Origin of the sequence: Komagataeibacter xylinus (genome assembly GCF_009834365.1) — a bacterium.
Taxonomy (GTDB): Bacteria; Pseudomonadota; Alphaproteobacteria; order Acetobacterales; family Acetobacteraceae; genus Komagataeibacter; species Komagataeibacter xylinus_D.
This window is the reverse complement of the sequence record NZ_CP041348.1, coordinates 1,807,874-1,830,000: the sequence shown is the minus strand read 5'-3', so window position 1 is coordinate 1,830,000 and position 22,127 is coordinate 1,807,874. Positions and strand designations below refer to the sequence as shown.

Here is a 22,127-nt window from a genome sequence, read left to right as displayed (position 1 = left end):
AGACCCGCATCGATACGGGGATCGGCTTCCTTGACCACATGCTGACAGCCCTTGGCCGCCATAGCATGTGCGATCTCGACATTGTTGCCAAAGGCGACCTGCATATCGACTACCACCACACGGTGGAAGATACGGGCATTGCCCTGGGCAAGGCCTTCGCGCAGGCCATTGGCGACAAGAGGGGCATCCGCCGCTACGGCAGCGCCACCGTGCCGCTTGATGAGGCGCTGTGCGAGGCGGTTGTCGATATTTCCGGCCGCCCCTTTCTGGCATGGTCCGTCACCTTCGGCCGCGACAAGATCGGGGAGATGGATACCGAGCTGTTCGAGGAATTCTTCCGCGCCTTCGCCATGAGCGCACTGGTCACGCTGCACATCATCCAGCGCGCGGGGCATAACTGCCACCACATTGCCGAGGCCGCCTTCAAGGCGCTGGCCCGCGCCCTGCGCACCGCAAGCGAGCCCGACCCGCGCGCGGGCGGCATCATCCCCTCCACCAAGGGCAGCCTGTGACATTCTATTCCGCCCTGCTGCCGCCTGCAGGCAGGCCCGATACGCGGGCGTGGCCCGTGATGGTGGCGTGCCGCATGTCGTGGCTGGTGCTGCTGTGCGGCTGGGGCGGATTGCTGCTGCGGGGCTGTTTCATCAGCGGGCTGCTGGCGGGCGGCGTGAGCATTCTGCTGACCCAGTTCTTACCGCTGGCCTTAGCCCTGCCCGTGCTGGGCGGGCTGCACCTGCTGCTGGCCCTCAACACGCCGGAAATCCGGCAATGGGAACTGCAACTGCGCGGCTATGCCCCGGCAGCAGGCGTGTATGCGCCAGACCGTAGCGCCGCCCTTGTGCGCTGGCTGGAGCATAACCCGCCCGTTCCCTCCCCTTCCCCCGTATCATGAGGCATACCATGCCCGCGCCCGCATCCTCTCGCCCCCAGTCCATTGTGGTGATCGACTATAATGGTGGCAACCTCGCCTCCGCAGCCCGCGCCCTGACACGGGCCGCGGCTGATAGCGGCATCGATGCCACCGTCACCATCACGGCAGACCCGCAGGCCGTGTTGCAGGCCGACCGCATCGTCCTGCCCGGACAGGGTGCGTTTGCCGATTGCGCGGCAGGGCTCGAGGCCCAGCCCGGCCTGCGCGATGCGATTGTTGCGGCAACTGATGGCGGCGTGCCCTTTCTGGGCATCTGTGTTGGCATGCAGCTCATGGCCGAGCGCGGGCGCGAGCATGGCGTGACCCCTGGCTTTGGCTGGATCGCGGGGGAAATTACACTGATGGAGGCCCCTGACCTGCGCCTGCCGCAGATGGGCTGGAACGAACTGGCCTTTACCCCTGGCGCCCATCCCCTGACCGAAGGGCTGGCAGCGGATGCGCATGGCTATTTCGTCCATTCCTTCGCGCTGACCGGATATGACGGTGCCGACATGGTCGCCACCACCGATTACGGCAGCCCGGTGCCCGCCATCGTGGCGCGCGGCAACCGGGCGGGCACCCAGTTCCATGTAGAAAAAAGCCAGCAGGTAGGCCTGCGCATCCTGTCAAACTTCCTGCGCTGGACGCCTGCGCCGGACCCCGCGCCATGACCCGTCAGGCCACGCTTGCCGGCACGCTGCATGCCGAACGCCTGCACGACAACATGCACGAGGACGACCTGCACGCCCTGTGTGACGCGACCAACGCGGCCATACTCGATGGCGGCGGCTTTGGCTGGCTGGCCCCACCCCCGCGCGAGACGCTGGAGCGTTACTTCCGCGGCGTGCTGCTGGTGCCCGAGCGGCAGATGTTCGTGGCCCGGCTTGATGACATGATCGTAGGCTCCGCCCAGCTCGTGCGCCCGCCGCGCAACAACGAGGCGCAGGCCATGAGTGCGACCCTCATGCATTTCTATATCGCCCCCTACGCGCGCGGGCTGGGGCTGGGCCGCCTGCTGCTGACCGAGGTGGAAAGCTGCGCGCGCAGCATGGGCTACCAGATCATCAACCTCGACGTACGCGAGACCCAGACCGAGGCCGTGCGGCTGTTCCGCAGCAGCGGCTTCCACCACTGGGGCACCCACCCCAGCTATGCCCGCACCGATGGCCGCACCGTGCGCGGCCTGTTCTTCACCAAGCGCCTGCAGGATGACGAGCGGATCGTACCCGCCCACCCGCAGGATGCCTCCACTCCCATCCCTGCAGCAGGACATGCCCCCGTGACCGGACACAGCCTGACCCTCTACCCCGCCATTGACCTCAAGGATGGCACATGCGTGCGCCTGCGCCGTGGCGAAATGGACAACGCCACCGTCTATTCCGATGATCCCGGCGCGCAGGCGCGGGCCTGGATCCATGCCGGATGCTCGTGGCTGCATGTGGTCGACCTCAACGGCGCATTTGCCGGGCGCTCGGCCAACACCGAGGCCATCGAGGCCATTATCGCCAATGCCTCGGTGCCGGTGCAGCTCGGCGGCGGCCTGCGCGACCTTGAAAGCATCGGCAAATGGCTCAATGCCGGGATCAGCCGCGTGATCCTGGGCTCCATCGCAGTCAAGAACCCCGAGCTGGTGCGCGAGGCGTGCCGCCTGTTCCCCGGTCGCATCGTGGCGGGCATTGACGCGCGCAGCGGGCAGGTGGCAACCGAAGGCTGGGCCGAAACATCGGAGATGAAGGCCGTCGACCTCGGCCTGCGCATGCAGGATGCGGGCGTGGCTGCCGTCATCTTCACCGAGATCAGCCGCGACGGCATGCTGACTGGCATCGACATCGAGCAGACCGCCGACATGGCCAATGCGCTCTCCATCCCGGTCATTGCCAGCGGCGGGGTGGGCAATCTGGCCCACCTTGAAGCCCTGCGGGCGGCCACGGCACGGGCGCCGGGCATCGAGGGCGTGATTGTAGGGCGCGCGCTGTATGATGGCCGCATCAACCTTGGTGAAGCCCTGCGGGTCCTGTCCTGATGCTCAAGCTGCGCGTCATTCCCTGCCTGGACGTCAAGAACGGTCGGGTGGTCAAGGGGGTCAACTTCGTCTCGCTGCGCGATGCGGGTGACCCGGTGGAACAGGCCGCCGTGTACGACGCGGCAGGTGCTGATGAACTCACCTTTCTTGACATCACGGCCAGCAACGAAAACCGCGATACCATCCTCGACGTGGTCAGCCGCACGGCGGAGCGCATCTTCCTGCCGCTGACGGTAGGCGGCGGCGTGCGCACCACCGATGACATGCGCCGCCTTCTGCTGGCGGGTGCCGATAAATGCGCCATGAACTCGGCTGCCGTCTCGCGGCCCGAACTGGTGAGCGAGGCTGCGCAGAAATTCGGCAGCCAGTGCGTCGTGGTCGCCATTGATGCCCGCAGCGATGGCCATGGCGGGTGGGAGGTCTACACCCATGGTGGCCGCACCCCCACCGGGCGCAACGTAATTGACTGGTGCAAGGAAGTGGCGGAACGTGGCGCGGGTGAAATCCTGCTGACCAGCATGGACCGCGATGGCACCGGCAAAGGGTTCGACCTTGACCTGCTGCGGGCGGCAAATGCGGCAGTGCGCATTCCCATCGTGGCCTCGGGCGGGGTTGGCGCGCTCGAACATTTTGTTGAGGGCGCGCGCGCGGGTGCGACCGGGCTGCTGGCAGCCAGCGTATTCCACTTCGGGCAGTTCACCATTCCACAGGTCAAGCAGGCGCTGGCACAAGCGGGCCTGCCGGTCAGACAGACCACCTGATCTCCCTTTTCCCGCCTATCGGAGCATTGTCATGGCCAAGCCAGAAAAATCCCGCAAGAACGCGCCCGCCAAGGCTACCCCGGCCAAACCGGCCCCCGGCAAGGCGGCAGGCAAGGCCCCTGCCGCAACCATCGAGATCGAGGCCGTAGGCCCCGCAACACCCGATGTGCTCGACCGCCTGTTCAACGTTGTGGAATCGCGCCGGGGCACGGACCCCTCCGTCAGCCATTCCGCCCGCCTTCTGGCCCGTGGGCGGCGCAAGATCGCGCAGAAATTCGGCGAGGAAGCCGTGGAATGCCTGATCGAGGCCGTGGCGGACAACCGCGAGGAACTGATCAGCGAAAGTGCGGACGTGCTCTACCACCTGATCGTGATGTGGGTGGATGCGGGTGTGAAACCGGCTGAAGTCTGGGCCGAACTGCTGCGCCGCGAAGGCACGAGCGGCGTGGCCGAGAAAGCCGCCCGCCCCCGCGACCCGCTGGCCTGACCGACCCAAACAGGAGACAAGACCCATGGCCGTAAATGGCACCGGCGCGTATGACCCGCAGAACGTGTTTGCCCGCATCCTGCGCGGGGAACTGCCGTGCAGGAAGGTGTATGAGGATGAATACGCCCTCGCCTTCCACGACATCGCCCCCAAGGCGCCCGTCCATGTGCTGGTGATCCCCAAAGGGGCCTATATTTCCTTTGCCGATTTCAGCGCAACGGCCAGTGAGGCGGACATTGCAGGCTTTACCCGCGCGGTAGGCAAGGTCGCGCGTGACCTCGGGCTGGAAGCCCCGGGCTATCGCCTTGTGTCAAACACCGGCATTGAAGGCGGGCAGGAAGTGCCGCACTTCCATGTGCACCTGTTTGGTGGCCGCCCGCTTGGCGCCATGCTGCCGGGCTGAAGCCGGACAAACAGGGGCGGTTGCCTGATGGTACCGCTATCTGGAAACCACCGATAACCCTGCATGAATTTAAAATATGAATTGTTAAAAAAATAAAAGTTTACGAGCGCCGCCTTTTCCAAAAAAGGCGGCGTTTCCTGTAATGAACAGTGTTCTACAGGGACTGAAGTTCAAACAGGTCACGATACAGCCCGCCATCGCGCTGCATCAGGACGGCATGCGGACCATCCTCGCACACCCGGCCATGGCGGAAGACAATGATGCGGTCGAGCCCCATCACGGTAGAAAGCCGGTGGGCGATGACCAGCACGGTGCGCCCGGCCATGAGGCGCTCCATCGCCTGCTGCACCTGCACTTCAGACTGCGAGTCGAGGCTCGACGTCGCCTCATCCATGATCACGATGCGCGCCTGGCTTAAAAAGGCGCGGGCAATGGCAATGCGCTGGCGCTCCCCGCCCGAGAGCTTGACCCCACGCTCGCCCACCATGGTGGCGTAGCCGCGCGGCAGACGGTCGATGAAATCCGCCGCATTGGCCTGCCGGGCGGCATGAGCGATCTCGGCGGGCGTGGCGTCGGGCCGGCCATAGGCGATGTTCTCGGCCAGCGAGCGGTGAAACAGCAGCGGCTCCTGCGGCACGATGGCAATCTGCCCGCGCAGGCTGGCCTGCGTAACCGTGGCAATATCCGTGCCATCAATGGTGATGCGCCCGGCCTGAACATCATAAAGCCGCTGCAGCAGCCGCGTGAGCGTGGTCTTGCCCGAGCCGGACGGGCCAACAAGGGCTACCCGGCTGCCGGGTGCGATATCAAGGTTCAGGTCATCAAACAGCACCCGCCCGTGCTGGCGCACATACCCAAAGCGCACATGCTCGAAGCGGATATGCCCCTGTGTCACGCGCAGCGCCGGGGCATCGGGGCGGTCCGCGACGCCGGGATGCATGGCAAACAGGGCAACAAGTTCCTCCATCTCGTTGACCGAGCGCTGCACGACCGAAATCTGCTGGCCGATATCACGCAGGTACCCCTGTATGACGAACATCATGGTCAGCACATAGGCCACATCACCCGGCCCGGCACGGCCACGCACCCACAGCACCGCCACCCCTGCAATCAGCGCCATGCGCATGAGCAGGGCAGCGAGGTTCTGCAAATTGGCGCTATCGGTGCCGCGCAGCCACGAACGCACCATGCGCTGCCGCCACCGGCCTGCAACCCATGCCAGCCGGGCATCCTCGCGCCCCTCCGCCCCGCAGGCCTTGACCACGGCATTGCACGTCACGGCATCGGACAGGGTGGCCCCCATGCGCGTATCCCACGCATTGGCCAGCCGGGCGGATGGCGCCACGTAATGCAGCGTCAGCACGACCGAGAGCCCCACAAGGGCTACTGCCCCCACCGCCAGCACCAGCCCCATGAACGCCCAGTGAAAAGCCAGCACGCCGGTCGTGGCGCACAGCACGATCACCTCGGGCACCAGCATGAGCAGCACCGTATCGCCCAGCGTGTCGATCGCCCCCAGCCCGCGCGTGATGCGCCGCACGGTCGAGCCCGCGAAGTTGCTGGCATGCCACTCGCTGGAGAAACGCTGCACGCGGGCGAACGCCTCCGTCACGATGCCGGTCATGACACGGGATGTGAGGTGCGAGATGGTTACATATGCCATGCGCCGCGCCACGATGCCGCCCACGCCCAGCCCCGTCAGCCCCGCTACATCGCGTATGGCGCGGTGGATGGTGGCCACCTGTGCGGGGTGCGACACATCATCGACCAGCCAGCCCGCCAGCAGCGGCATCATCACATCCGCCACCGTAGCCAGCGCGATCCCTGCCAGCGTGCCCGCCAGCAGGGCAGGCCACGCCCGCCACCGGTGCCACACAAAGCTCAGAACGGCTGCGAATTCATGCCGCCGCGTAACGGATCGAGAAGAGGAAGAAGCCATGCCCACCACGCCAGAATGCAAAAAACGCGACCGTGACCCGAGCGCCGCAAAGGGCTGGAACGACTAGCCCCGCCCCGCGTGGCATGCAAGGCCCCTGCCCGACTATCGGGGTCCGGGGCAATTTACAGACCCCACCCCCACGCCGCACAATACGCCCCGACCCACCCCAGCGAGTAGCCGATGCCAACACCCCCCACCCGCGCCAGAGCCAAACCCGCCCGCCGCGCCATGACGCTGGCCGAAGTCCGCGCCTTCATCAGCCTTCTGGCCACCGCCAACCCCGATGCCGAAAGCGAACTCGACTTTGTCGATGACTATACGTTGCTCGTAGCAGTCGTACTTTCGGCGCAGGCGACCGATGCCTCGGTCAACAAGGCCACCGTCAACCTGTTCCGCGATGCGCCGACCCCGCAGGCCATGGTGGACCTTGGCGAAGAAAAGGTGGGCGCGCATATCCGCACCATCGGGCTGTGGCGCACCAAGGCGCGCAACGTGGTGGCGCTATCACGGCAGTTGCTCGACCGCTTTGATGGCAAGGTGCCCCATGACCGCGCGGCCCTCGAATCCCTGCCCGGTGTTGGCCGCAAGACCGCGAATGTGGTGATGAACGTGGCCTTTGGCGACAGCACGATGGCGGTGGATACCCACATCTTCCGCATTGGCAACCGCACGGGGCTGGCGCCGGGGGCCACCGTGCGTGCGGTGGAGGACCAGCTTGTCCGCCGCATTCCGCCTGACATGCTGCGCCCGGCCCATCACTGGCTGATCCTGCACGGGCGCTACGTGTGCAAGGCCCGCAGGCCCGAATGCTGGCGTTGCCCCGCTTTTGAACCATGCCAGTACCGCATGAAGGATGAGCTACGCCTGGCCCCTGCCTGAACAAGCAGAAGTTTTTAAAGCTTTGAAAGAACGCCGCCTTTTTTCAAAAAGGCAGCACCCGAAGACTTTTATCATTTTTCGTGCTGATCTTTATTCCGCCTGCGCCAGGGGCAGGTTGGGCAGGCCCGCCCCGCCGGGGCGCATGACCCATGGCCGCGCTCCGCGCATGGCGCGGTCCGTCCGCACCACAAGCCCGCCATCCACCCACCGGTAAATGGCATAAGCCCCGTTGCGCCACAGATCGAAGCGCCCGATGGAGGGCACGCCATCACACCCCCATGTGCCCGGCAGGTTGACCAAAAGCCCGGTACCCCGGCACAGGCCGGGCGCAGGCGGCCGGGCGGTGAAAACCAGCACGATATCTCCCACACGGCAGACGCCGCCATGGCAGGCCACCTGCCCCACCGTTCCCTCGGCCGGCAACACATCTGAGGGCAGGCCGGTCACGCGCTGCCATTCACGCAGCGCAAACGGATCGGGGTGCGTGCCGGGGCCGGTCAGCAGGTGCCCCTGCGTCACAATTCCCGCCATGCGGGCATCAGGGGCCAACAGCAGCACCGGGCGGGTCATCATCCATGGGGAAAGCACCGCCAGCACGATCGGCACAAGCCCCAGCAACCGTACCCGCCCCACCCACAGGCAAAGCCAGCACAACCCCACGAAGAACACGCAAAGCCCCACATTGCCCAAGGCAGGCACGCCCATCCGCGCCATGGGCAGCCGGGCGACCAGATGTGCCAGCCATGCCACCACGCCAAGCCCCCAGCCCATGGGCACAAGGGCCAGTTTTTCCAGCCCCAGCGACATCAGCCCCAATGCCGCCAGCCCCCACGGCATGATCCAGACCGACATGAGCGGCACCGCCAGCAGGTTGGCCAGCACGAACCATGGCTGCACCGTGCCGAAATGCGCCATGCCCACCGGCAGGCACGCACTCCCTGCCAGCACGCTGGCCAGCAGCGGATGGGCCAGCCGCGCCGCAACCCGCCGCAGCCACACGTCATCATGCTCCCAACCCGATAGCGCGGGCCGCAGTGCCTCAAACCCCGCAATCAGCGCCATAACCGCCGCAACCGACATCTGCAGGGACAACTCAATCACGCCCTCCGGGTTGAGCGCCATGAGCACCGCCGCCGCCACTGCCAGCGCCCGCAGCGACAGCGGCCGCCTGCCTGCCAGCAGCGCCACGACCGCCAGCCCCGCCATGAGCAGGCTGCGCCGGGCAGGCAGGTGCGCGCCGGTCAGCAGCACGTAACCGCCGCCCGCCAATAGCGCACCCACCGCCGCGATCTGGCGGCATGGCCAGTACAGCGCCGCCCGCTCGCTCAGCGCCAGCCCCGTGCGCAGCACCACCATGACCAGCCCCATAACAATCGCCAGATGCAGCCCCGCCACGGCCAGCAGGTGCGCCAGCCCCGCATCGGCAAAGACCTCACGCTCCCGGGGCGCCACCACGCCATCGGCTCCCACCAGAATAGTCGCGGCAATATCGCCCCGCGTGCCGGGCAGGGCAGCACGAATCCGTTCCGCCAGCGCCTGCCGCCTGCCCGCAAGCCAGCCCGCTGGACCACTGGCCACCTGCGCAGGCGTGATCGTGGCCCGTTCAAGCGCGCGGCCATGGCCTGCCTGGCCTGCAAACCACGCCCGGCGCTGGGCATCATACCCGCCCGGCACATCAGGGAAGGCAGGCGGCGAAAGCAGGGCACGCACCCGCAGCCCGTCGCCCGGTATGGGCCGCGCGGGGTCATCGGCCCGCAGCCGCACGGACAGCGACCGCCGCAGGGGCGGCATGCCCATGTTGATTCCATCCTCAAAACGCACGCCGCGCAACGCCACACGCAGCGCCTGCGTGCCATCGGCCAGACGCTGCACTTCCACGCCCATCACCTGCCCTGACAGATGCACCGCCCGGTGCGGCAGATCGGGAAAAGGCGGCATGCGCCATGCCTGCCCCCATGCCAGCAGCAACCCCATGGCAGCGGCCCCCACTACGCCCGCGCCCAGCCGCACGGCCAGCCACTCAGGCCACAGCAGACGGCAGGCGAGTGAGGCCACACAGGCCAGCGCCGCACCTGCCGCGCCTACCTCGCCCGGCTCGAACGGCAGGGCAAAATACGCGATGATGCCGCCAGCAAGAGCCACCGGCAGCCATAGCACCAGCCCACTGTTCTGCCCCCACAGCCATGCCATGAGCGCACCCCGCAGGCGCAGCAGGTTCCCTGCCCCCGCCGCCCGGCTCAAAAACCACCCCGCACGCCCAGGCCTGCCGCACGGCCCGGAATCGCCGCCCGCCAAACGCCTGTCCACACCCCTTGGGCAGGACAGCGGCACCGGCATTGATGGCAAATGGCAGACGAACCCGACAGAAGACCCCCATAATGCGCGTAAAAGGCGTGGCAGGAATGCACACCCTAGCGGGCGGAACGGTTTTCACGCCAGAGTGCCCCCTGTCAGCAGGGCAAAAACATGCTAGGAACCCGGTTCATGACTGTCCGTACGCGTTTTGCTCCCAGCCCCACCGGCCTGCTGCATATCGGCAACGCCCGTGCCGCCCTTTTCAATTTCCTCTATGCCCGCCACCACGGCGGGCAGTTCGTGCTCCGCATCGAGGATACCGACCGCGAACGCTCGACCCAGCAGGCGGTCGACGTGCTGTTCGACGGTCTGGCCTGGATGGGCATCGAATCCGACGAGAAGCCGGTCTTCCAGTCCACACGCCAGGGCCGCCATGCCGAGGTGGCGCATGAACTGCTGGAAAAGGGCCTGGCCTATCGCTGCTACTGCACGGCCGATGAACTGAAGGAAATGCGCGAGAAGGCGATGGCCGAGGGCCGTCCCCCCCGCTACAACGGCATGTGGCGCGACCGCGACCCCGCCGACGCCCCCGCCAACACCCCCTACACCATCCGCATCAAGGCCCCGCGTGAGGGGGAAACCACCATCCACGATCTGGTGCAGGGTGACGTGCGCGTGGCCAATAGCGAACTTGATGACATGATCATCCTGCGCGCCGATGGCACCCCGGTCTATCAGCTTGCCGTGGTGGTCGATGACCATGACATGGACATCACCCACGTCATCCGTGGCGATGACCATCTGACCAACACCTTCCGCCAGGCCATGATCTACCGCGCCATGGGCTGGAACCTGCCGCATTTCGCGCATCTGCCGCTCATTCACGGGCCTGACGGGGCCAAGCTGTCCAAGCGGCACGGGGCGCAGTCGGTCGTGGAATTCCGCGAGATGGGCTACCTGCCCGAGGCGCTGAACAACTACCTGCTGCGCCTTGGCTGGGGCCACGGCGATGCCGAGATCCTCTCGCGCGAGGAACAGATCAGGCTGTTCGACCTCGATGGCGTGGGTCGTTCGCCGTCCCGCATGGATTACGCCAAGCTCCTGCACATCAACGGCGTATGGCTGCGCCAGGCCGATGATACCCGCCTGACGAATGACGTGATGGAACGCCTGGCCAAGATGGAAGGCGTGGATACATCGGATGCCACCCGTGCCAAGGTTCTGGCCCTGATGCCCGGCCTGAAGGAACGTGCCAAGACACTGGTGGAACTGGCTGATAACGCGGCCTTCCTCGGCCGTTCGCTGCCCCTTGCCTTTGACCCCAAGGCCGAAAAGCAGCTGAGTGCGGAAAACCGCGTGATGCTGGGCAAACTGGCCGCAGCCCTCAAGGCGACCGAGCCGTTCAGCAAGGAAGCGATCGACGCGACACTGCGCCAGTTTGCCGAGACGCATGAGATGAAGCTGGGCAAGGTGGCCCAGCCGCTGCGTGCCGCCGTAACCGGCAGCACCATGTCGCCCGGTATCGATGACACGCTGGTCGCCCTTGGCCGTGACGAGGTTCTGGCACGCATCAACGCGGTCGCCGCCCATGAATGAGCGCAGCGCCCACGGCAGCAACGTTTTCGCCACCCCGGCCACACGCCACCTGCTGGGCGTGCAGGGCATGCATCCCAGCCGGATCATGCCCATACTGGACCTGGCCGAGCACTACGCCCTGCTCAACCGCTCGCGCAAGACCCCGCGCGACCTGCTGCGCGGGCGCACGCTCATCAACCTGTTCTTTGAGGACAGCACCCGCACCCGCACCTCGTTCGAGCTGGCGGGCAAGCGGCTCGGCGCGGATGTGGTGAACATGACCGTGGCCAGTTCCTCGGTCAACAAGGGCGAAACACTGCTCGACACGGCGGCCACGCTCAACGCCATGCATGCCGACCTGCTTGTCGTGCGCCATGCCCAGTCCGGCGCACCCGCCCTGCTGGCGCAGAAGGTACAGGCCAGCGTGGTCAATGCAGGCGACGGCACGCATGAACACCCCACCCAGGCCCTGCTCGATGCGCTGACCATCCGCCGCCATTTCGGCACGTTCGAGGGGCTGACGGTGGCGATCTGCGGCGATGTCAGCCACAGCCGGGTCGCGCGCTCCAACATTCACCTGCTCACAGCCCTGGGCTGTCAGGTGCGCGTGGTGGGGCCACCCACGCTGGTGCCGGGTGCCATTGGCGCGCTGGGCGTCAGCATCCATCACACCATGGAGGATGGCCTGCGCGGCGTGGACGTGGTGATGATGCTGCGCGTGCAGCGCGAGCGCATGAAGGGCACACAGGTGCCCAGCGCGCGGGAATATTTCCGCTTCTACGGCCTCGATAACAAGCGCCTTGCGCTGGCGAAGCCGCATGCGCTGGTCATGCATCCCGGCCCGATGAACCGGGGCGTGGAAATTGACAGCCGCGTGGCCGATTCCGACCAGAGCGTGATCCGTGAACAGGTGGAAATGGGGGTTGCGGTGCGCATGGCGGTGCTTGACCTGCTCGCACGCGGGGGAGAAGGCGCATGAAGCCAACCATTTTTGAAAATGTGCGCCTGATCGACCCCGCCAGCAATACGGACCGCCCCGGCCGCCTGCTGGTGCAGGGCGGCGTGATTGCAGGCATCGACGCGCCGCAGGCCGAAGGCATGCCCGAAGGCGCGGATGTGATTGATGGCGGCGGCCAGCTCGTGCTGTGCCCCGGCCTTGTGGACATGCGCGTGACTATTGGCGAGCCCGGCTATGAATACCGCGAGACGGTACTCTCCGCCGCCCGCGCTGCCGTGGCGGGTGGCATCACCACCATTGCCGTGCTGCCCAATACCAGCCCGACGATCGACAACCCCGCCCTTGCCCGCCTGCTGCGCGCGCGGGGCGAGGAAACGGGCATGATCGACATCCTGCCCTATGGCGCCCTGACCCGTGAATGCGCGGGCAGGGAAATGGCCGAGATCGGCCTGCTGGCCGAAGCGGGCGCCATTGCCTTTACCGATGGCCCGCATGCCATTGCCGACAGCCGCATGATGCGCCAGATGCTGACCTACGCCAAAGGCTTCAACGCCCTGATCGTGCAGCACCCTGAAGATCCGTCACTGGCACGTGGCGGCTGCGCTACTGATGGCGAACTGGCCACCCGCCTTGGCCTGCCTGGCATTCCGGCCGCGGCCGAGGCGATCCTGATCGCACGCGACCTGCGCCTTGCGCGCATGACCGGCGGGCGGCTGCATTTTGGCCATGTCTCGACCGCGGAAGGGCTTGACCTGATCCGCAACGCCAAGGCCGATGGCCTGCGTGTGAGCTGCGATACGGCCCCCCCCTATTTCGACCTCAACGAGACGGTGATCGGCGATTTCCGCACCTACGCCAAGCTCTCGCCGCCGCTGCGCACCGAAGCCGACCGCCGTGCCGTAAGTGCTGCGCTGGCCGATGGCACGATCGACGCCATCGCATCCGATCACATGCCGTGTGACGCCGATGACAAGCGCCAGCCTTTTGCCGTGGCCGCCGCCGGGGGCACCGGGCTGTGCACGCTGCTGGCGGTAACACTTGCGCAGGTGCATGCGGGCCACCTTGGCATGATGGAGGCCATTGGCCTGCTGACCCACCGCCCGGCTGCCGTGCTGGGCAGCAGGGCGGGCACGCTGGCCGTGGGGGCTGCTGCCGATCTGTGCCTGTTCAACCCCGATACCGCCTGGGTGGTGCGCGCGGGCGACCTGCCGGGCAAGGCGCAGAACACCCCGTTTGATGGCCGCGCGCTGGAAGGCCGCGTGCTGGGCACGTGGAAGAAAGGCGCGCGCGTGTTCGGGGCGCAGGCCGCATGATCTACGGCATCCCCACCTACGACCTGCCGCTGATGGGCGGCGTCGCCTTCCTGTCCTACCTGATTGGCAGCATTCCCTTTGGCCTGGTGCTCACCGCGCTGTCGGGGGGTGGCGACATCCGCAAGATCGGCTCGGGCAATATCGGGGCGACCAACGTGCTGCGCACCGGCCGCAAGGGGCTGGCTGCCGGCACGCTGGCGCTCGATGGCACCAAGGGGGCGTTCGCGGTGTTCTGCGCCTTCGTGCTGTGCCCGTTCCACACGCTGGCCGCCGAATCGCTGGCCGCCATCTTTGCCGTGGCCGGGCACTGCTTTCCCGTCTGGCTCAAGTTCAGGGGTGGCAAGGGCGTCGCGACCGGGCTGGGCTGCATTCTTGCCCTCATGCCCGGCGTGGGCCTGTGCTGCTGTGCTTTGTGGCTGATCTTTGCCAAGGTCACGCGCATTTCATCAGCGGGTGCCATCATCGCGTTTGCCGCCCTGCCGCTGCTCATGATCCGGCCGGGGCGGATTGACTTCAACTCCCCCGCCTATCTGGCCGGGGTGCTGATTGCAGTGATGATCCTGGTCCGCCATCACGCCAACATTACCCGTCTGCTCAGGGGCACCGAGCCCAGAATCGGCCAGAAAAGCACATGACCCGCCCCGATGCCGAAACGGCGCTGGCCTGCCTGCGGCTGGCGCGAACGGACGGCATCGGCCCGGTCAGCTACCGCAAGCTCATCCGCACCCATGGCAGCGTTGAAGCGGCCCTTGCCATGCTCGAGCGCGGGGCCACCCGCATCAGCCGCACCATCGGCCCGCTCCACCCGCATGATGACGCCCTGCGCGAGCTTGAGCGCCTGCATGCGCTAGGCGGCACGCTGCTCGCACACGGCCAGCCCGGCTACCCCGCCCTTCTGGCCGCACTGCCTGACGCACCGCCCGTGCTGTCGGTGCTGGGCGACGTGGCGCTGCTGTCCGCCCGCATGGTGGGCATCGTGGGCGGGCGCAATGCCTCATCGGGCGGGCTGCGCATGGCCGAAAGCCTGGCCGCCCTGCTCGCGGCACACGGCGTGCACACCGTATCGGGGCTGGCGCGCGGCATTGATGGCGCAGCCCATCGCGGCGCCATGACGGCGGGCCGCACGGTTGCCGCCATTGCCGGCGGGCTGGACTGCCCCTACCCGCCTGAACATGGCCCCCTGCAGGCCGAAATCACACGCTCCGGCGCGGTCGTGACCGAGGCCCCGCTAGGCACGGTGCCGCAGGCCCGGCACTTTCCACGCCGCAACCGGCTGATTGCGGGCCTTGGGCTGGGCTGCGTGGTGATCGAGGCTGCACTGCGCTCGGGCAGCCTGATTACCGCACGCATGGCACTTGATTACGGGCGTACCATCTTTGCCGTGCCCGGCTCGCCGCTTGATCCGCGCTGCCGGGGCAGCAATGACCTGCTGCGCCAGGGTGCGGTCGTGACCGAAACCGAACGCGACATATTGCGCGAACTGCCTGAAACCATAGAGGAAAACGACCTGTTTTCCGCCTCTATCCGCCCGGTGCGCCACAATGCTGCCCCATCGGGTGGGCAAGCCTTGGCCTCGCCGCAGACAGACCCGACGCCACCCCTACCCGCCCAGGGCGACCTGCATGAAATGGTGGAAGGTTTTCTATCTTTCACGCCATCGCCTGTTGACGATCTTGTACGGCGCTGCCAGTTCTCGACTGCAGCAGTCCTGACCGTCCTGTCGGAAATGGAGATTGCGGGTACGATCGAATTCCTTGCGGGGGATCTGGTCGTGCGGCGTCCACCCCCGGCCTGAGCGCGGGATAGAGCAAGGTTTTTAGAATCGTGATCCGGAGACAGAATGACTGACGTCGTGGTGGTCGAATCGCCAGCCAAGGCGAAAACGATCAATAAGTATCTGGGTGATAACTATACGGTTCTGGCTTCGTTCGGGCATGTGCGCGACCTTCCGCCCAAGGATGGCAGCGTCAAGCCCGACGAAGGCTTTGCCATGGTGTGGGAAACCGACGAGCGCGGCAGCCGCCAGATCGCGGCCATCGCCAAGGCGCTGCGCGGGGCCAGCCACCTGTACCTCGCCACTGACCCCGACCGCGAAGGGGAAGCCATTTCGTGGCACGTGCGCTCGATCCTTGAGGAGAAGAAGCTCCTCAAGGGCATCGAGGTGCAGCGTGTCACCTTCAACGAGATCACCAAAAGCGCCATCAAGGCCGCGATGGCCCATCCGCGCGAGCTCGACTTCCCGCTGATCGAGGCCTATCTCGCCCGCCGCGCGCTTGACTACCTCGTGGGCTTCACGCTCTCGCCGGTGCTGTGGCGCAAGCTGCCCGGCTCGCGCAGCGCAGGGCGCGTGCAGTCGGTCGCGCTAAGGCTGATCTGTGAGCGCGAAGCCGAGATCGAGATCTTCAAGCCGCGTGAATACTGGTCCGTTCTGGCCCGCATGACCACGCCTGCGGGGGCAGCATTCACCGCACGGCTCACGCATCTTGATGGCCACAAGCTCGAGCAGTTCGACCTCAACAACGAAGCCAGCGCCATGGCAGCCAAGGCCGCGGTCGAGGCCGGTGAATTCGGGGTGGAGAAGGTCGAGCGCCGCAAGGTGCGCCGCAACCCGCCGCCGCCCTTCACCACATCGACCATGCAGCAGGAGGCCTCGCGCAAGCTGGGCATGGGGGCCCAGGTGGCCATGCGCACGGCCCAGCAGCTTTATGAAGGCATCGACATCGGTGGCGAGACCGTGGGCCTCATCACCTATATGCGAACCGACGGCGTGCAGATGGCAGGCGAGGCGATCAGCGCCATCCGGGGCCATATCGGCCACAGCTTTGGCGAGCAGTACGTGCCCGACAAGCCGCGCATCTATTCCACCAAGGCCAAGAACGCGCAGGAAGCCCATGAGGCCATCCGCCCGACAGACGTGCGCCGCACCCCCGCCGACATGGCGCGTTACCTCTCGCCCGAGCAGAAGAAGCTGTATGATCTGGTGTGGAAGCGCTCGGTCGCCAGCCAGATGCAGTCCGCCGAGCTCGACCAGGTGGCGGTCGATATCGTGGACCGCCGCAACCAGCGCGTGACCCTGCGCGCCACGGGGTCCATGATCGCGTTTGACGGCTTCCTGAAACTCTACAGCGAAGGCCGCGACGACTCGCCCGCCAAGGCGGATGACGAACAGGACCGCATGCTGCCCGCCATGAAGGAGCGCGACGCCATCGGGCGCGGCGAGGTCACGGCGGACCAGCACTTCACCCAGCCGCCGCCGCGCTATTCGGAAGCCTCGCTGGTGAAGAAGATGGAAGAAATCGGCATTGGCCGCCCTTCCACCTATGCCTCCATCCTGACCGTGCTGCGCGACCGCAATTACGTGCAGCTTGAGAACCGCCGCTTCATCCCCGAAGACCGCGGGCGGCTGGTCACGGCCTTCCTCACCTCGTTCTTCGAGCGGTATGTGGACACGCAGTTCACCGCAGGGCTTGAGGAACAGCTTGATGACATCTCCGGCGGGCGGGCCAACTGGCGCGATGTGATGTCCGCCTTCTGGTCCGACTTCTCGCACGCGGTGGACCAGACCAAGGATCTCAAGATATCCGACGTCATCACGGCGCTGGATGCGGACCTTTCGCCTTACTTCTTCCCCGCGCGGGAGGACGGGCAGGACCCGCGCCTGTGCACGGCGTGCAACACCGGCAGGCTCGGGCTGAAGCTGGGGCGGTACGGCGCGTTCATTGGCTGCTCGAACTACCCCACATGCCAGTACACCCGCAAACTCGTGGCCGACCCGAAGGAAGGCGATGATGCCGCCGCCCTGAAGGATGGCATGCGCGTGCTGGGTGCTGCACCCACCGGCGAGGACGTGACCGTGCGCCGTGGCCCGTGGGGCCTGTACGTGCAGCAGGGCGAGCCCGATCCCGAGGACAAGAAAGCCAAGCCCAGGCGCGCCACCATTCCGCGCGGGCTCGATGGCGACAAGATCACGCTCGAACAGGCGGTGGGCCTTTTGTCCCTGCCGCGCATCGTGGGCATTCACCCCGAACTTGGCGAGCCGATCGAGGCGGGTCTGGGCCGCTTTGGCCCGTATGTGAAAATGGGCGCGGTCTATGGCTCGCTGGACAAGGATGATGATGTCCTGACCGTGGGGCTGAACCGCGCGGTCGATGCGCTGGCCAAGAAGCTGGCCTCCATCCGCACCATCGGCCCCCACCCCAAGGATGGCGAGCCGGTCATGGTGCGCAAGGGCCGCTTTGGTCCCTACGTTCAGCACGGCTCCATCGTGGCTACCGTGCCGCGCGGGCAGGACATGAACGACGTGACCATGGACGAAGCCCTGACGCTGCTGACCGAAAAGGGCAAGCCACTCAAGGCCAAGGGCAAAAAGGCCACCACCACCCGCAAGCCCGCAGCCCGCAAGACAAAGGCCAAGGCGGCGGAAGGCGAGGACGCCGCGCCCAAGAAGGCTGCGCCAAAGAAAAAGGCAGCCCCCAGGAAAACAGCGGCCAAACCGGCCGCCAAAAAGACCACCACCCGCAAGAAGGCCACCCCGGCCAAGACTGAAAGCGAGACGGACTGATCATGAAGCGGCAGCGTCCAGCAACTCCCGAGATGCCGGACCGCCTGCCCACGGGCACGCCGCCAGCCCGTACGGGTGGCCTGCCCGACCGTGAGCAGCTCCGCGCGTTTATCGAAGGGGCGACAGGGCGCATCGGCAAGCGCGAGATCAGCCGCGAATTCGGTCTTGGGCCGGAGCACAAGGCGCCCCTGCGCCAGATGCTGCGCGACATGGCGCTTGATGGCACGCTCGCCCCCGCAGGCGCACGGCGCTTTCGCGTATCAGACCGGCTGCCCGAATCCATGGTGGTGCAGGTGACCGGCACCGATGCCGATGGCGACCCTATTGCCCGGCCCGTGCAGTGGGATGGCGAAGGCCCCGCCCCCACCGTGTTCATGCACCCCGAACTGCGCGGCCGCGCAGCCCTTGCCCCCGGCGAGCGCGTGGTGGCCCGCCTGCGCCGGGTCGGCCCCGGCAGATATGAAGGCCGCACGCTACGCCGCCTGAGCGATGCGCCTACCCAGATCGTGGGCCTGTTCCGCACCCTGCCGCCTGATGACCCGGCAGCCAGCACCCCTGCCCGCTTCCGCCCCGCGGGCCGCCTCACGCCCGCCGACCGCCGCGCCAAGGCCGAGTGGGTCATTCCCGCAGGCGAGGATGACAACGCGCCAGATAACGAGATTGTCATTGCCACGCCCCTGCCCCAGTCCGGGCCGGGGCTGCACCCCGCGCGCATCATCGCGCGCCTTGGCCCGCAGGGCGATGCACGGACCATCAGCATGGTGGCAGTCGCCATGCTGGGCATTCCCCACGTCTTCCCCACCGAGGCGCTGGCCCAGGCCAAAGCCGCCCGTGGCGTCGCCCCCGCAGGCCGCACCGACCTGCGCGAAATGCCGCTGGTCACGATCGATGGCGCGGATGCACGCGATTTTGATGATGCCATCTATGCCGAACCCGATGGCGAGGGCTTTCGCATCACCATCGCCATTGCCGATGTGGCCTGGTACGTGCGCCCTGACAGCGCGCTCGACCGCGAGGCCCGACTACGCGGCAATTCGGTCTACTTCCCCGACCGGGTAATCCCGATGCTGCCCGAGGATCTCTCGAACGGCTGGTGCTCGCTCCGCCCGAACGAGGACCGGGGCTGCCTGTTCGTGACCATGACGGTCGCGCCCGATGGCGCGGTCAGCAACGCCCGCTTCGGGCGCGGCATCATGCGCAGCGCCGCCCGCCTGACCTATGAGCAGGTGCAGGCCGCGCGCGACGGCGCACCCGACACCACCATGCAGGCCCTGCCACCGGGTCTGCTCGACAGCCTGTTTGGCGCGTGGACGTGCCTCACCAAAGCCCGGCGCGCACGCGGCACGCTGGACCTCGACCTGCCCGAGCGGCTGGTCCGGCTGGGGGATGGCGGCGAGATCACGGCCATTGCGCCGCGAATCCGCCTCGACAGCCACAGGCTGGTCGAGGAATTCATGATCGCGGCCAATGTCGCTGCCGCCCGCTGCCTTGAGGCACGGCATATTGCATGCCTGTACCGCATCCACGCGCCGCCTACGCCCGAGCGGCTGGAAAGCCTGCGCCGCACGCTCGACCTGATGGGCCTGAAACTGCCGCCCGTGGGCAGCCTGCGCGCCGCCGACCTTGACCGCGTGCTGGACAGGGTGCGCGACACCGATCAGGCCGGGCTGGTCAATGAACTGATCCTGCGCGCGCAGAACCAGGCGGAATACAGCCCCGAGCCGATCGGTCATTTTGGCCTCTCGCTTGCGGCCTACGCGCATTTCACCAGCCCCATCCGCCGTTATGCCGACCTGCTGACCCACCGCGCCCTGCTCGTCGCCACCGGACTCGAACCTGGCCCCGCACCCGGCCATGAGGCGCTGGAAGAAGTGGGCGAGGCCATCACCCGCACCGAGCGCCGCGCGGCACAGGCCGAGCGCGAGACGCTGGAGCGGTATGCCGCGACCTGGCTTGAGGCGCGCATCGGCACCGAGATGGACGGGCATATTTCCAGCCTGTCCCGATTCGGTATTTTTATCGTGCTGGATGCAACAGGAACCTCCGCCCTGCTGCCCATGTCTGCCCTGCCGGAAGATCAATGGCATCACGATGAAAAAACGCAGACATTGCACGCACGCGACACGACCATGGCATTCCGCCCCGGTCAGGCTCTGCGCGTACGGATAGAAGAAGCATGCGCCATCCGGGGCACCGTCCTTCTGGCCCTGCCCGACGTGGCACCCCGCCTGCGGAAACGCAGGCCGTGAAACGCGCCCTGTTTCCCGTCATCATCGTCCGGCCCATAAGGCTGGGCGGCGAGGGGGCGGGTGCGTGGCGGCGGCGCATGTTCACGCTGGGCCACCTCCCGCGTGATACGTTCATCCTGCTGCTCATCATCGTCAGGCTGACCACCGCCGCCTGCGCCGATGACACGCCCGCCACCCCGCGCGCGCCCACGCCCCAGCCGCCGCTGCATGAAGACAGCATGGAAAACCCGGATATGCCCGGCATGGACCTTGCCGTGCTGTCATCGGTCATGCAGGCGAGTCTGTCCTTTCTGCAGCCCCGCACGCTGGAAAACCATGCAATTCACGATTTTGCCCTGTGGGGCCTGAACGGACTGAGCGCGCTCGATCCCTCGCTCAGCATTGATGAGCAGCACGGCTTCCTGCAACTTGCCGCCACCCAGAAAACCGTGCTCGCCCTGCCTGTGCCCGCACCCGATGACGTGGCGGGATGGAGTGCGGCCATCACCCGCATTCTCGATGTGGCGTGGCAGCACTCGCCCGCCATGCGCAACACCGGGCAGGACGGGGTGCTGCAGGGCTTCTTCGATGAGCTGTTCAATCATCTCGATCCCTATTCGCGCTACATCCCGCCCGGCGCGGCCGTATCGGACCGCAGCACCCGCACGGGCGGCGAGGCCACGGCCGGGCTGACGCTGGGGATGGACCATCACGCCATCCGGATCACGGCGGTCAATGCCAACGGCCCGGCCTGGCCCACCAGCCTGGCGGCGGGGCAGATCGTGCGCGCGGTCAATGGTCGCTCCACCGAGTCCCACACAGTCGATACCGTAACCTCGTGGCTCAATGGCCCCGGTGGCAGCCTTGTGCGCATCACGGTGGAAGCGAAAGGGCGGCAGACCACTGTCACCCTGCATCGCGCCTCCACCCCGCCCGAGACGGTGTTCGCCTATACCAGCGGCAAGCATGTGGTGCTGCACATCACCGCCTTCTCCGCCAACACGGCGGAGGAAATGAGCCAGTATCTCGACGAGGCCATGAACGTGCCCGGCATTTCGGGCCTGATCCTCGACCTGCGCGGCAACCGGGGCGGCGTGCTGCAACAGGCCGTGACCACGTCTGCCCTCATGCTCGACCACGGGGTGGCCGCCATTACGCAGGGGCGCGACCCGCAGGCCAACCATGTCTGGGCCGTGCAGGGCGGCGACATGACCAATGGCCTGCCCATTATCGTGCTGGTCGATGGCCGGACTGCGAGTGCCGCCGAAATTCTCGCCGCCGTCCTGTCCGACCAGAAACGCGGCGTGGTGATTGGCAGCGCCACACTGGGCAAGGGGCTGGTGCAGACCATTGGCCAGATGCCCAACGGGGCCGAGCTGTTCGTAACATGGAGTCGCGTGCTCGCGCCCCTGGGCTGGCCGCTGCAGGGGCTTGGCGTCATGCCGCAGGTCTGCACCAGCCGGGGCGAAAGCGAACTCGAACGCCAGTTGCAGAACCTGGCTGAAGGCACGGCCGACAGCGCGCAGTGGGTGGTGGCGGCACGCCAGGTGCGCTCGCCTGCCGACCTGTCGCGCATTCTGGCCATCCGCAAGGCCTGCCCGGCTGCCATCGGCACCGATAGCGACCTCGATGCCGCCCACTCCCTGCTCGACAACCCCGAGGAATACCGCGCCGCCCTGTCGGCCATACCGGAAGAAGATGCCGCCACCCCGAACGGGGGATGAGGCGCCCGCGCGGGTGCAAACTGTGCTATTCCTGCATGCCACCCTCTGTTTTTATGCATTACCGGAGAAAT

18 protein-coding genes (1 of these 18 cut by a window edge) are annotated in these 22,127 nt (G+C 66.7%); 16 read left to right on the top strand and 2 right to left on the bottom strand.

From position 1 onward, the window contains the following. The 7 genes in view from hisB to FMA36_RS08725 are tightly spaced (at most 31 nt apart) and all read left to right on the top strand, a layout consistent with a single transcriptional unit that may run on beyond the window. A protein-coding gene (gene hisB, locus FMA36_RS08755; protein ID WP_159262019.1) for an imidazoleglycerol-phosphate dehydratase HisB crosses the window boundary here: on the top strand, positions 1-512 show its 3' portion. It extends 85 nt beyond the left edge of the window; the window shows 512 of its 597 coding nt (coding positions 86-597); its start codon lies beyond the left edge, outside the window; it ends in the stop codon at positions 510-512. Next, complete coding sequence (locus FMA36_RS08750) at positions 509-892, top strand: hypothetical protein (RefSeq protein ID WP_159262018.1); 384 nt, start codon at positions 509-511, stop codon at positions 890-892. The genes hisB and FMA36_RS08750 overlap by 4 nt, the downstream gene beginning before the upstream one ends. Positions 893-900: 8 nt before the next feature. Continuing rightward, complete coding sequence (hisH, locus tag FMA36_RS08745; protein WP_159262017.1) at positions 901-1,581, top strand: imidazole glycerol phosphate synthase subunit HisH; 681 nt, start codon at positions 901-903, stop codon at positions 1,579-1,581. Beyond that, positions 1,578-2,933, top strand: coding sequence for a 1-(5-phosphoribosyl)-5-[(5-phosphoribosylamino)methylideneamino]imidazole-4-carboxamide isomerase (gene hisA, locus FMA36_RS08740; RefSeq protein WP_159262016.1), 1,356 nt, complete (start codon positions 1,578-1,580; stop codon positions 2,931-2,933). Before hisH ends, hisA begins: the two co-directional genes overlap by 4 nt. Beyond that, positions 2,933-3,694 carry an imidazole glycerol phosphate synthase subunit HisF gene (gene hisF, locus FMA36_RS08735; RefSeq protein WP_159262015.1) on the top strand — a complete coding sequence of 254 codons (762 nt, stop codon included), beginning with the start codon at positions 2,933-2,935 and terminating at the stop codon, positions 3,692-3,694. Before hisA ends, hisF begins: the two co-directional genes overlap by 1 nt. 31 nt (positions 3,695-3,725) lie before the next feature. Continuing rightward, entirely contained in the window at positions 3,726-4,181 is a 456-nt protein-coding gene (locus FMA36_RS08730; protein WP_159262014.1) for a phosphoribosyl-ATP diphosphatase, read from the top strand. A 25-nt stretch (positions 4,182-4,206) separates the two neighbouring features. Beyond that, positions 4,207-4,584, top strand: coding sequence for a histidine triad nucleotide-binding protein (locus FMA36_RS08725; protein ID WP_159262013.1), 378 nt, complete (start codon positions 4,207-4,209; stop codon positions 4,582-4,584). A 154-nt stretch (positions 4,585-4,738) separates the two neighbouring features. Here the strand turns inward: FMA36_RS08725 and FMA36_RS08720 are convergent, their stop codons facing one another. Continuing rightward, positions 4,739-6,523 carry an ABC transporter ATP-binding protein gene (locus tag FMA36_RS08720; protein WP_159262012.1) on the bottom strand — a complete coding sequence of 595 codons (1,785 nt, stop codon included), beginning with the start codon at positions 6,521-6,523 and terminating at the stop codon, positions 4,739-4,741. Positions 6,524-6,751: 228 nt separating this feature from the next. Here FMA36_RS08720 and nth point away from each other — a divergent pair, with 228 nt between their 5' ends. Beyond that, complete coding sequence (gene nth, locus FMA36_RS08715) at positions 6,752-7,402, top strand: endonuclease III (protein ID WP_206065295.1); 651 nt, start codon at positions 6,752-6,754, stop codon at positions 7,400-7,402. Positions 7,403-7,492: 90 nt separating this feature from the next. Here the strand turns inward: nth and FMA36_RS08710 are convergent, their stop codons facing one another. Then, positions 7,493-9,592, bottom strand: coding sequence for a ComEC/Rec2 family competence protein (locus FMA36_RS08710; protein WP_159263790.1), 2,100 nt, complete (start codon positions 9,590-9,592; stop codon positions 7,493-7,495). A 294-nt stretch (positions 9,593-9,886) separates the two neighbouring features. On the opposite strand from FMA36_RS08710, the gene gltX reads away from it, so the two are divergent. From gltX to FMA36_RS08670, 8 genes are read left to right on the top strand one after another with little or no spacing between them, the layout of a single operon-like run. Further along, positions 9,887-11,293, top strand: a complete 1,407-nt coding sequence (gltX, locus tag FMA36_RS08705; protein ID WP_159262010.1) for a glutamate--tRNA ligase — start codon at positions 9,887-9,889, stop codon at positions 11,291-11,293. Beyond that, the gene (locus tag FMA36_RS08700) at positions 11,286-12,251 is read left to right on the top strand and encodes an aspartate carbamoyltransferase catalytic subunit (RefSeq protein WP_159262009.1); all 966 of its coding nucleotides are present in this window, start codon (positions 11,286-11,288) and stop codon (positions 12,249-12,251) included. Before gltX ends, FMA36_RS08700 begins: the two co-directional genes overlap by 8 nt. Beyond that, positions 12,248-13,543 (top strand): dihydroorotase, encoded by a 1,296-nt coding sequence (locus tag FMA36_RS08695; RefSeq protein WP_159262008.1) that lies wholly within the window; start codon positions 12,248-12,250, stop codon positions 13,541-13,543. Before FMA36_RS08700 ends, FMA36_RS08695 begins: the two co-directional genes overlap by 4 nt. Further along, positions 13,540-14,178 (top strand): glycerol-3-phosphate 1-O-acyltransferase PlsY, encoded by a 639-nt coding sequence (gene plsY / locus FMA36_RS08690; RefSeq protein WP_159262007.1) that lies wholly within the window; start codon positions 13,540-13,542, stop codon positions 14,176-14,178. The genes FMA36_RS08695 and plsY overlap by 4 nt, the downstream gene beginning before the upstream one ends. Then, positions 14,175-15,338, top strand: coding sequence for a DNA-processing protein DprA (dprA, locus tag FMA36_RS08685; RefSeq protein WP_159262006.1), 1,164 nt, complete (start codon positions 14,175-14,177; stop codon positions 15,336-15,338). The genes plsY and dprA overlap by 4 nt, the downstream gene beginning before the upstream one ends. Positions 15,339-15,383: 45 nt before the next feature. Beyond that, a complete protein-coding gene (topA, locus tag FMA36_RS08680) occupies positions 15,384-18,104 on the top strand; it encodes a type I DNA topoisomerase (RefSeq protein WP_159262005.1) in 2,721 nt (906 codons plus the stop codon). A gap of 32 nt (positions 18,105-18,136) precedes the next feature. Then, positions 18,137-20,353, top strand: coding sequence for a ribonuclease R family protein (locus FMA36_RS08675; RefSeq protein ID WP_159263788.1), 2,217 nt, complete (start codon positions 18,137-18,139; stop codon positions 20,351-20,353). Next, positions 20,350-22,056 (top strand): S41 family peptidase, encoded by a 1,707-nt coding sequence (locus FMA36_RS08670; RefSeq protein WP_159262004.1) that lies wholly within the window; start codon positions 20,350-20,352, stop codon positions 22,054-22,056. The genes FMA36_RS08675 and FMA36_RS08670 overlap by 4 nt, the downstream gene beginning before the upstream one ends. The last annotated feature ends 71 nt before the right edge of the window (positions 22,057-22,127 follow it).

Coding starts and splice junctions, on each gene's coding strand:
- FMA36_RS08725 (WP_159262013.1), top strand. CDS start 4,207: ATGGCCGTAAATGGCACCGGCGCGTATGACCCGCAGAACGTGTTTGCC.
- FMA36_RS08700 (WP_159262009.1), top strand. CDS start 11,286: ATGAATGAGCGCAGCGCCCACGGCAGCAACGTTTTCGCCACCCCGGCC.
- FMA36_RS08710 (WP_159263790.1), bottom strand. CDS start 9,592: ATGGCATGGCTGTGGGGGCAGAACAGTGGGCTGGTGCTATGGCTGCCG.
- FMA36_RS08720 (WP_159262012.1), bottom strand. CDS start 6,523: ATGGCTTCTTCCTCTTCTCGATCCGTTACGCGGCGGCATGAATTCGCA.
- topA (WP_159262005.1), top strand. CDS start 15,384: ATGACTGACGTCGTGGTGGTCGAATCGCCAGCCAAGGCGAAAACGATC.
- hisH (WP_159262017.1), top strand. CDS start 901: ATGCCCGCGCCCGCATCCTCTCGCCCCCAGTCCATTGTGGTGATCGAC.
- nth (WP_206065295.1), top strand. CDS start 6,752: ATGACGCTGGCCGAAGTCCGCGCCTTCATCAGCCTTCTGGCCACCGCC.
- dprA (WP_159262006.1), top strand. CDS start 14,175: ATGACCCGCCCCGATGCCGAAACGGCGCTGGCCTGCCTGCGGCTGGCG.
- FMA36_RS08675 (WP_159263788.1), top strand. CDS start 18,137: ATGCCGGACCGCCTGCCCACGGGCACGCCGCCAGCCCGTACGGGTGGC.
- FMA36_RS08695 (WP_159262008.1), top strand. CDS start 12,248: ATGAAGCCAACCATTTTTGAAAATGTGCGCCTGATCGACCCCGCCAGC.
- hisF (WP_159262015.1), top strand. CDS start 2,933: ATGCTCAAGCTGCGCGTCATTCCCTGCCTGGACGTCAAGAACGGTCGG.
- hisA (WP_159262016.1), top strand. CDS start 1,578: ATGACCCGTCAGGCCACGCTTGCCGGCACGCTGCATGCCGAACGCCTG.
- FMA36_RS08730 (WP_159262014.1), top strand. CDS start 3,726: ATGGCCAAGCCAGAAAAATCCCGCAAGAACGCGCCCGCCAAGGCTACC.
- plsY (WP_159262007.1), top strand. CDS start 13,540: ATGATCTACGGCATCCCCACCTACGACCTGCCGCTGATGGGCGGCGTC.
- gltX (WP_159262010.1), top strand. CDS start 9,887: ATGACTGTCCGTACGCGTTTTGCTCCCAGCCCCACCGGCCTGCTGCAT.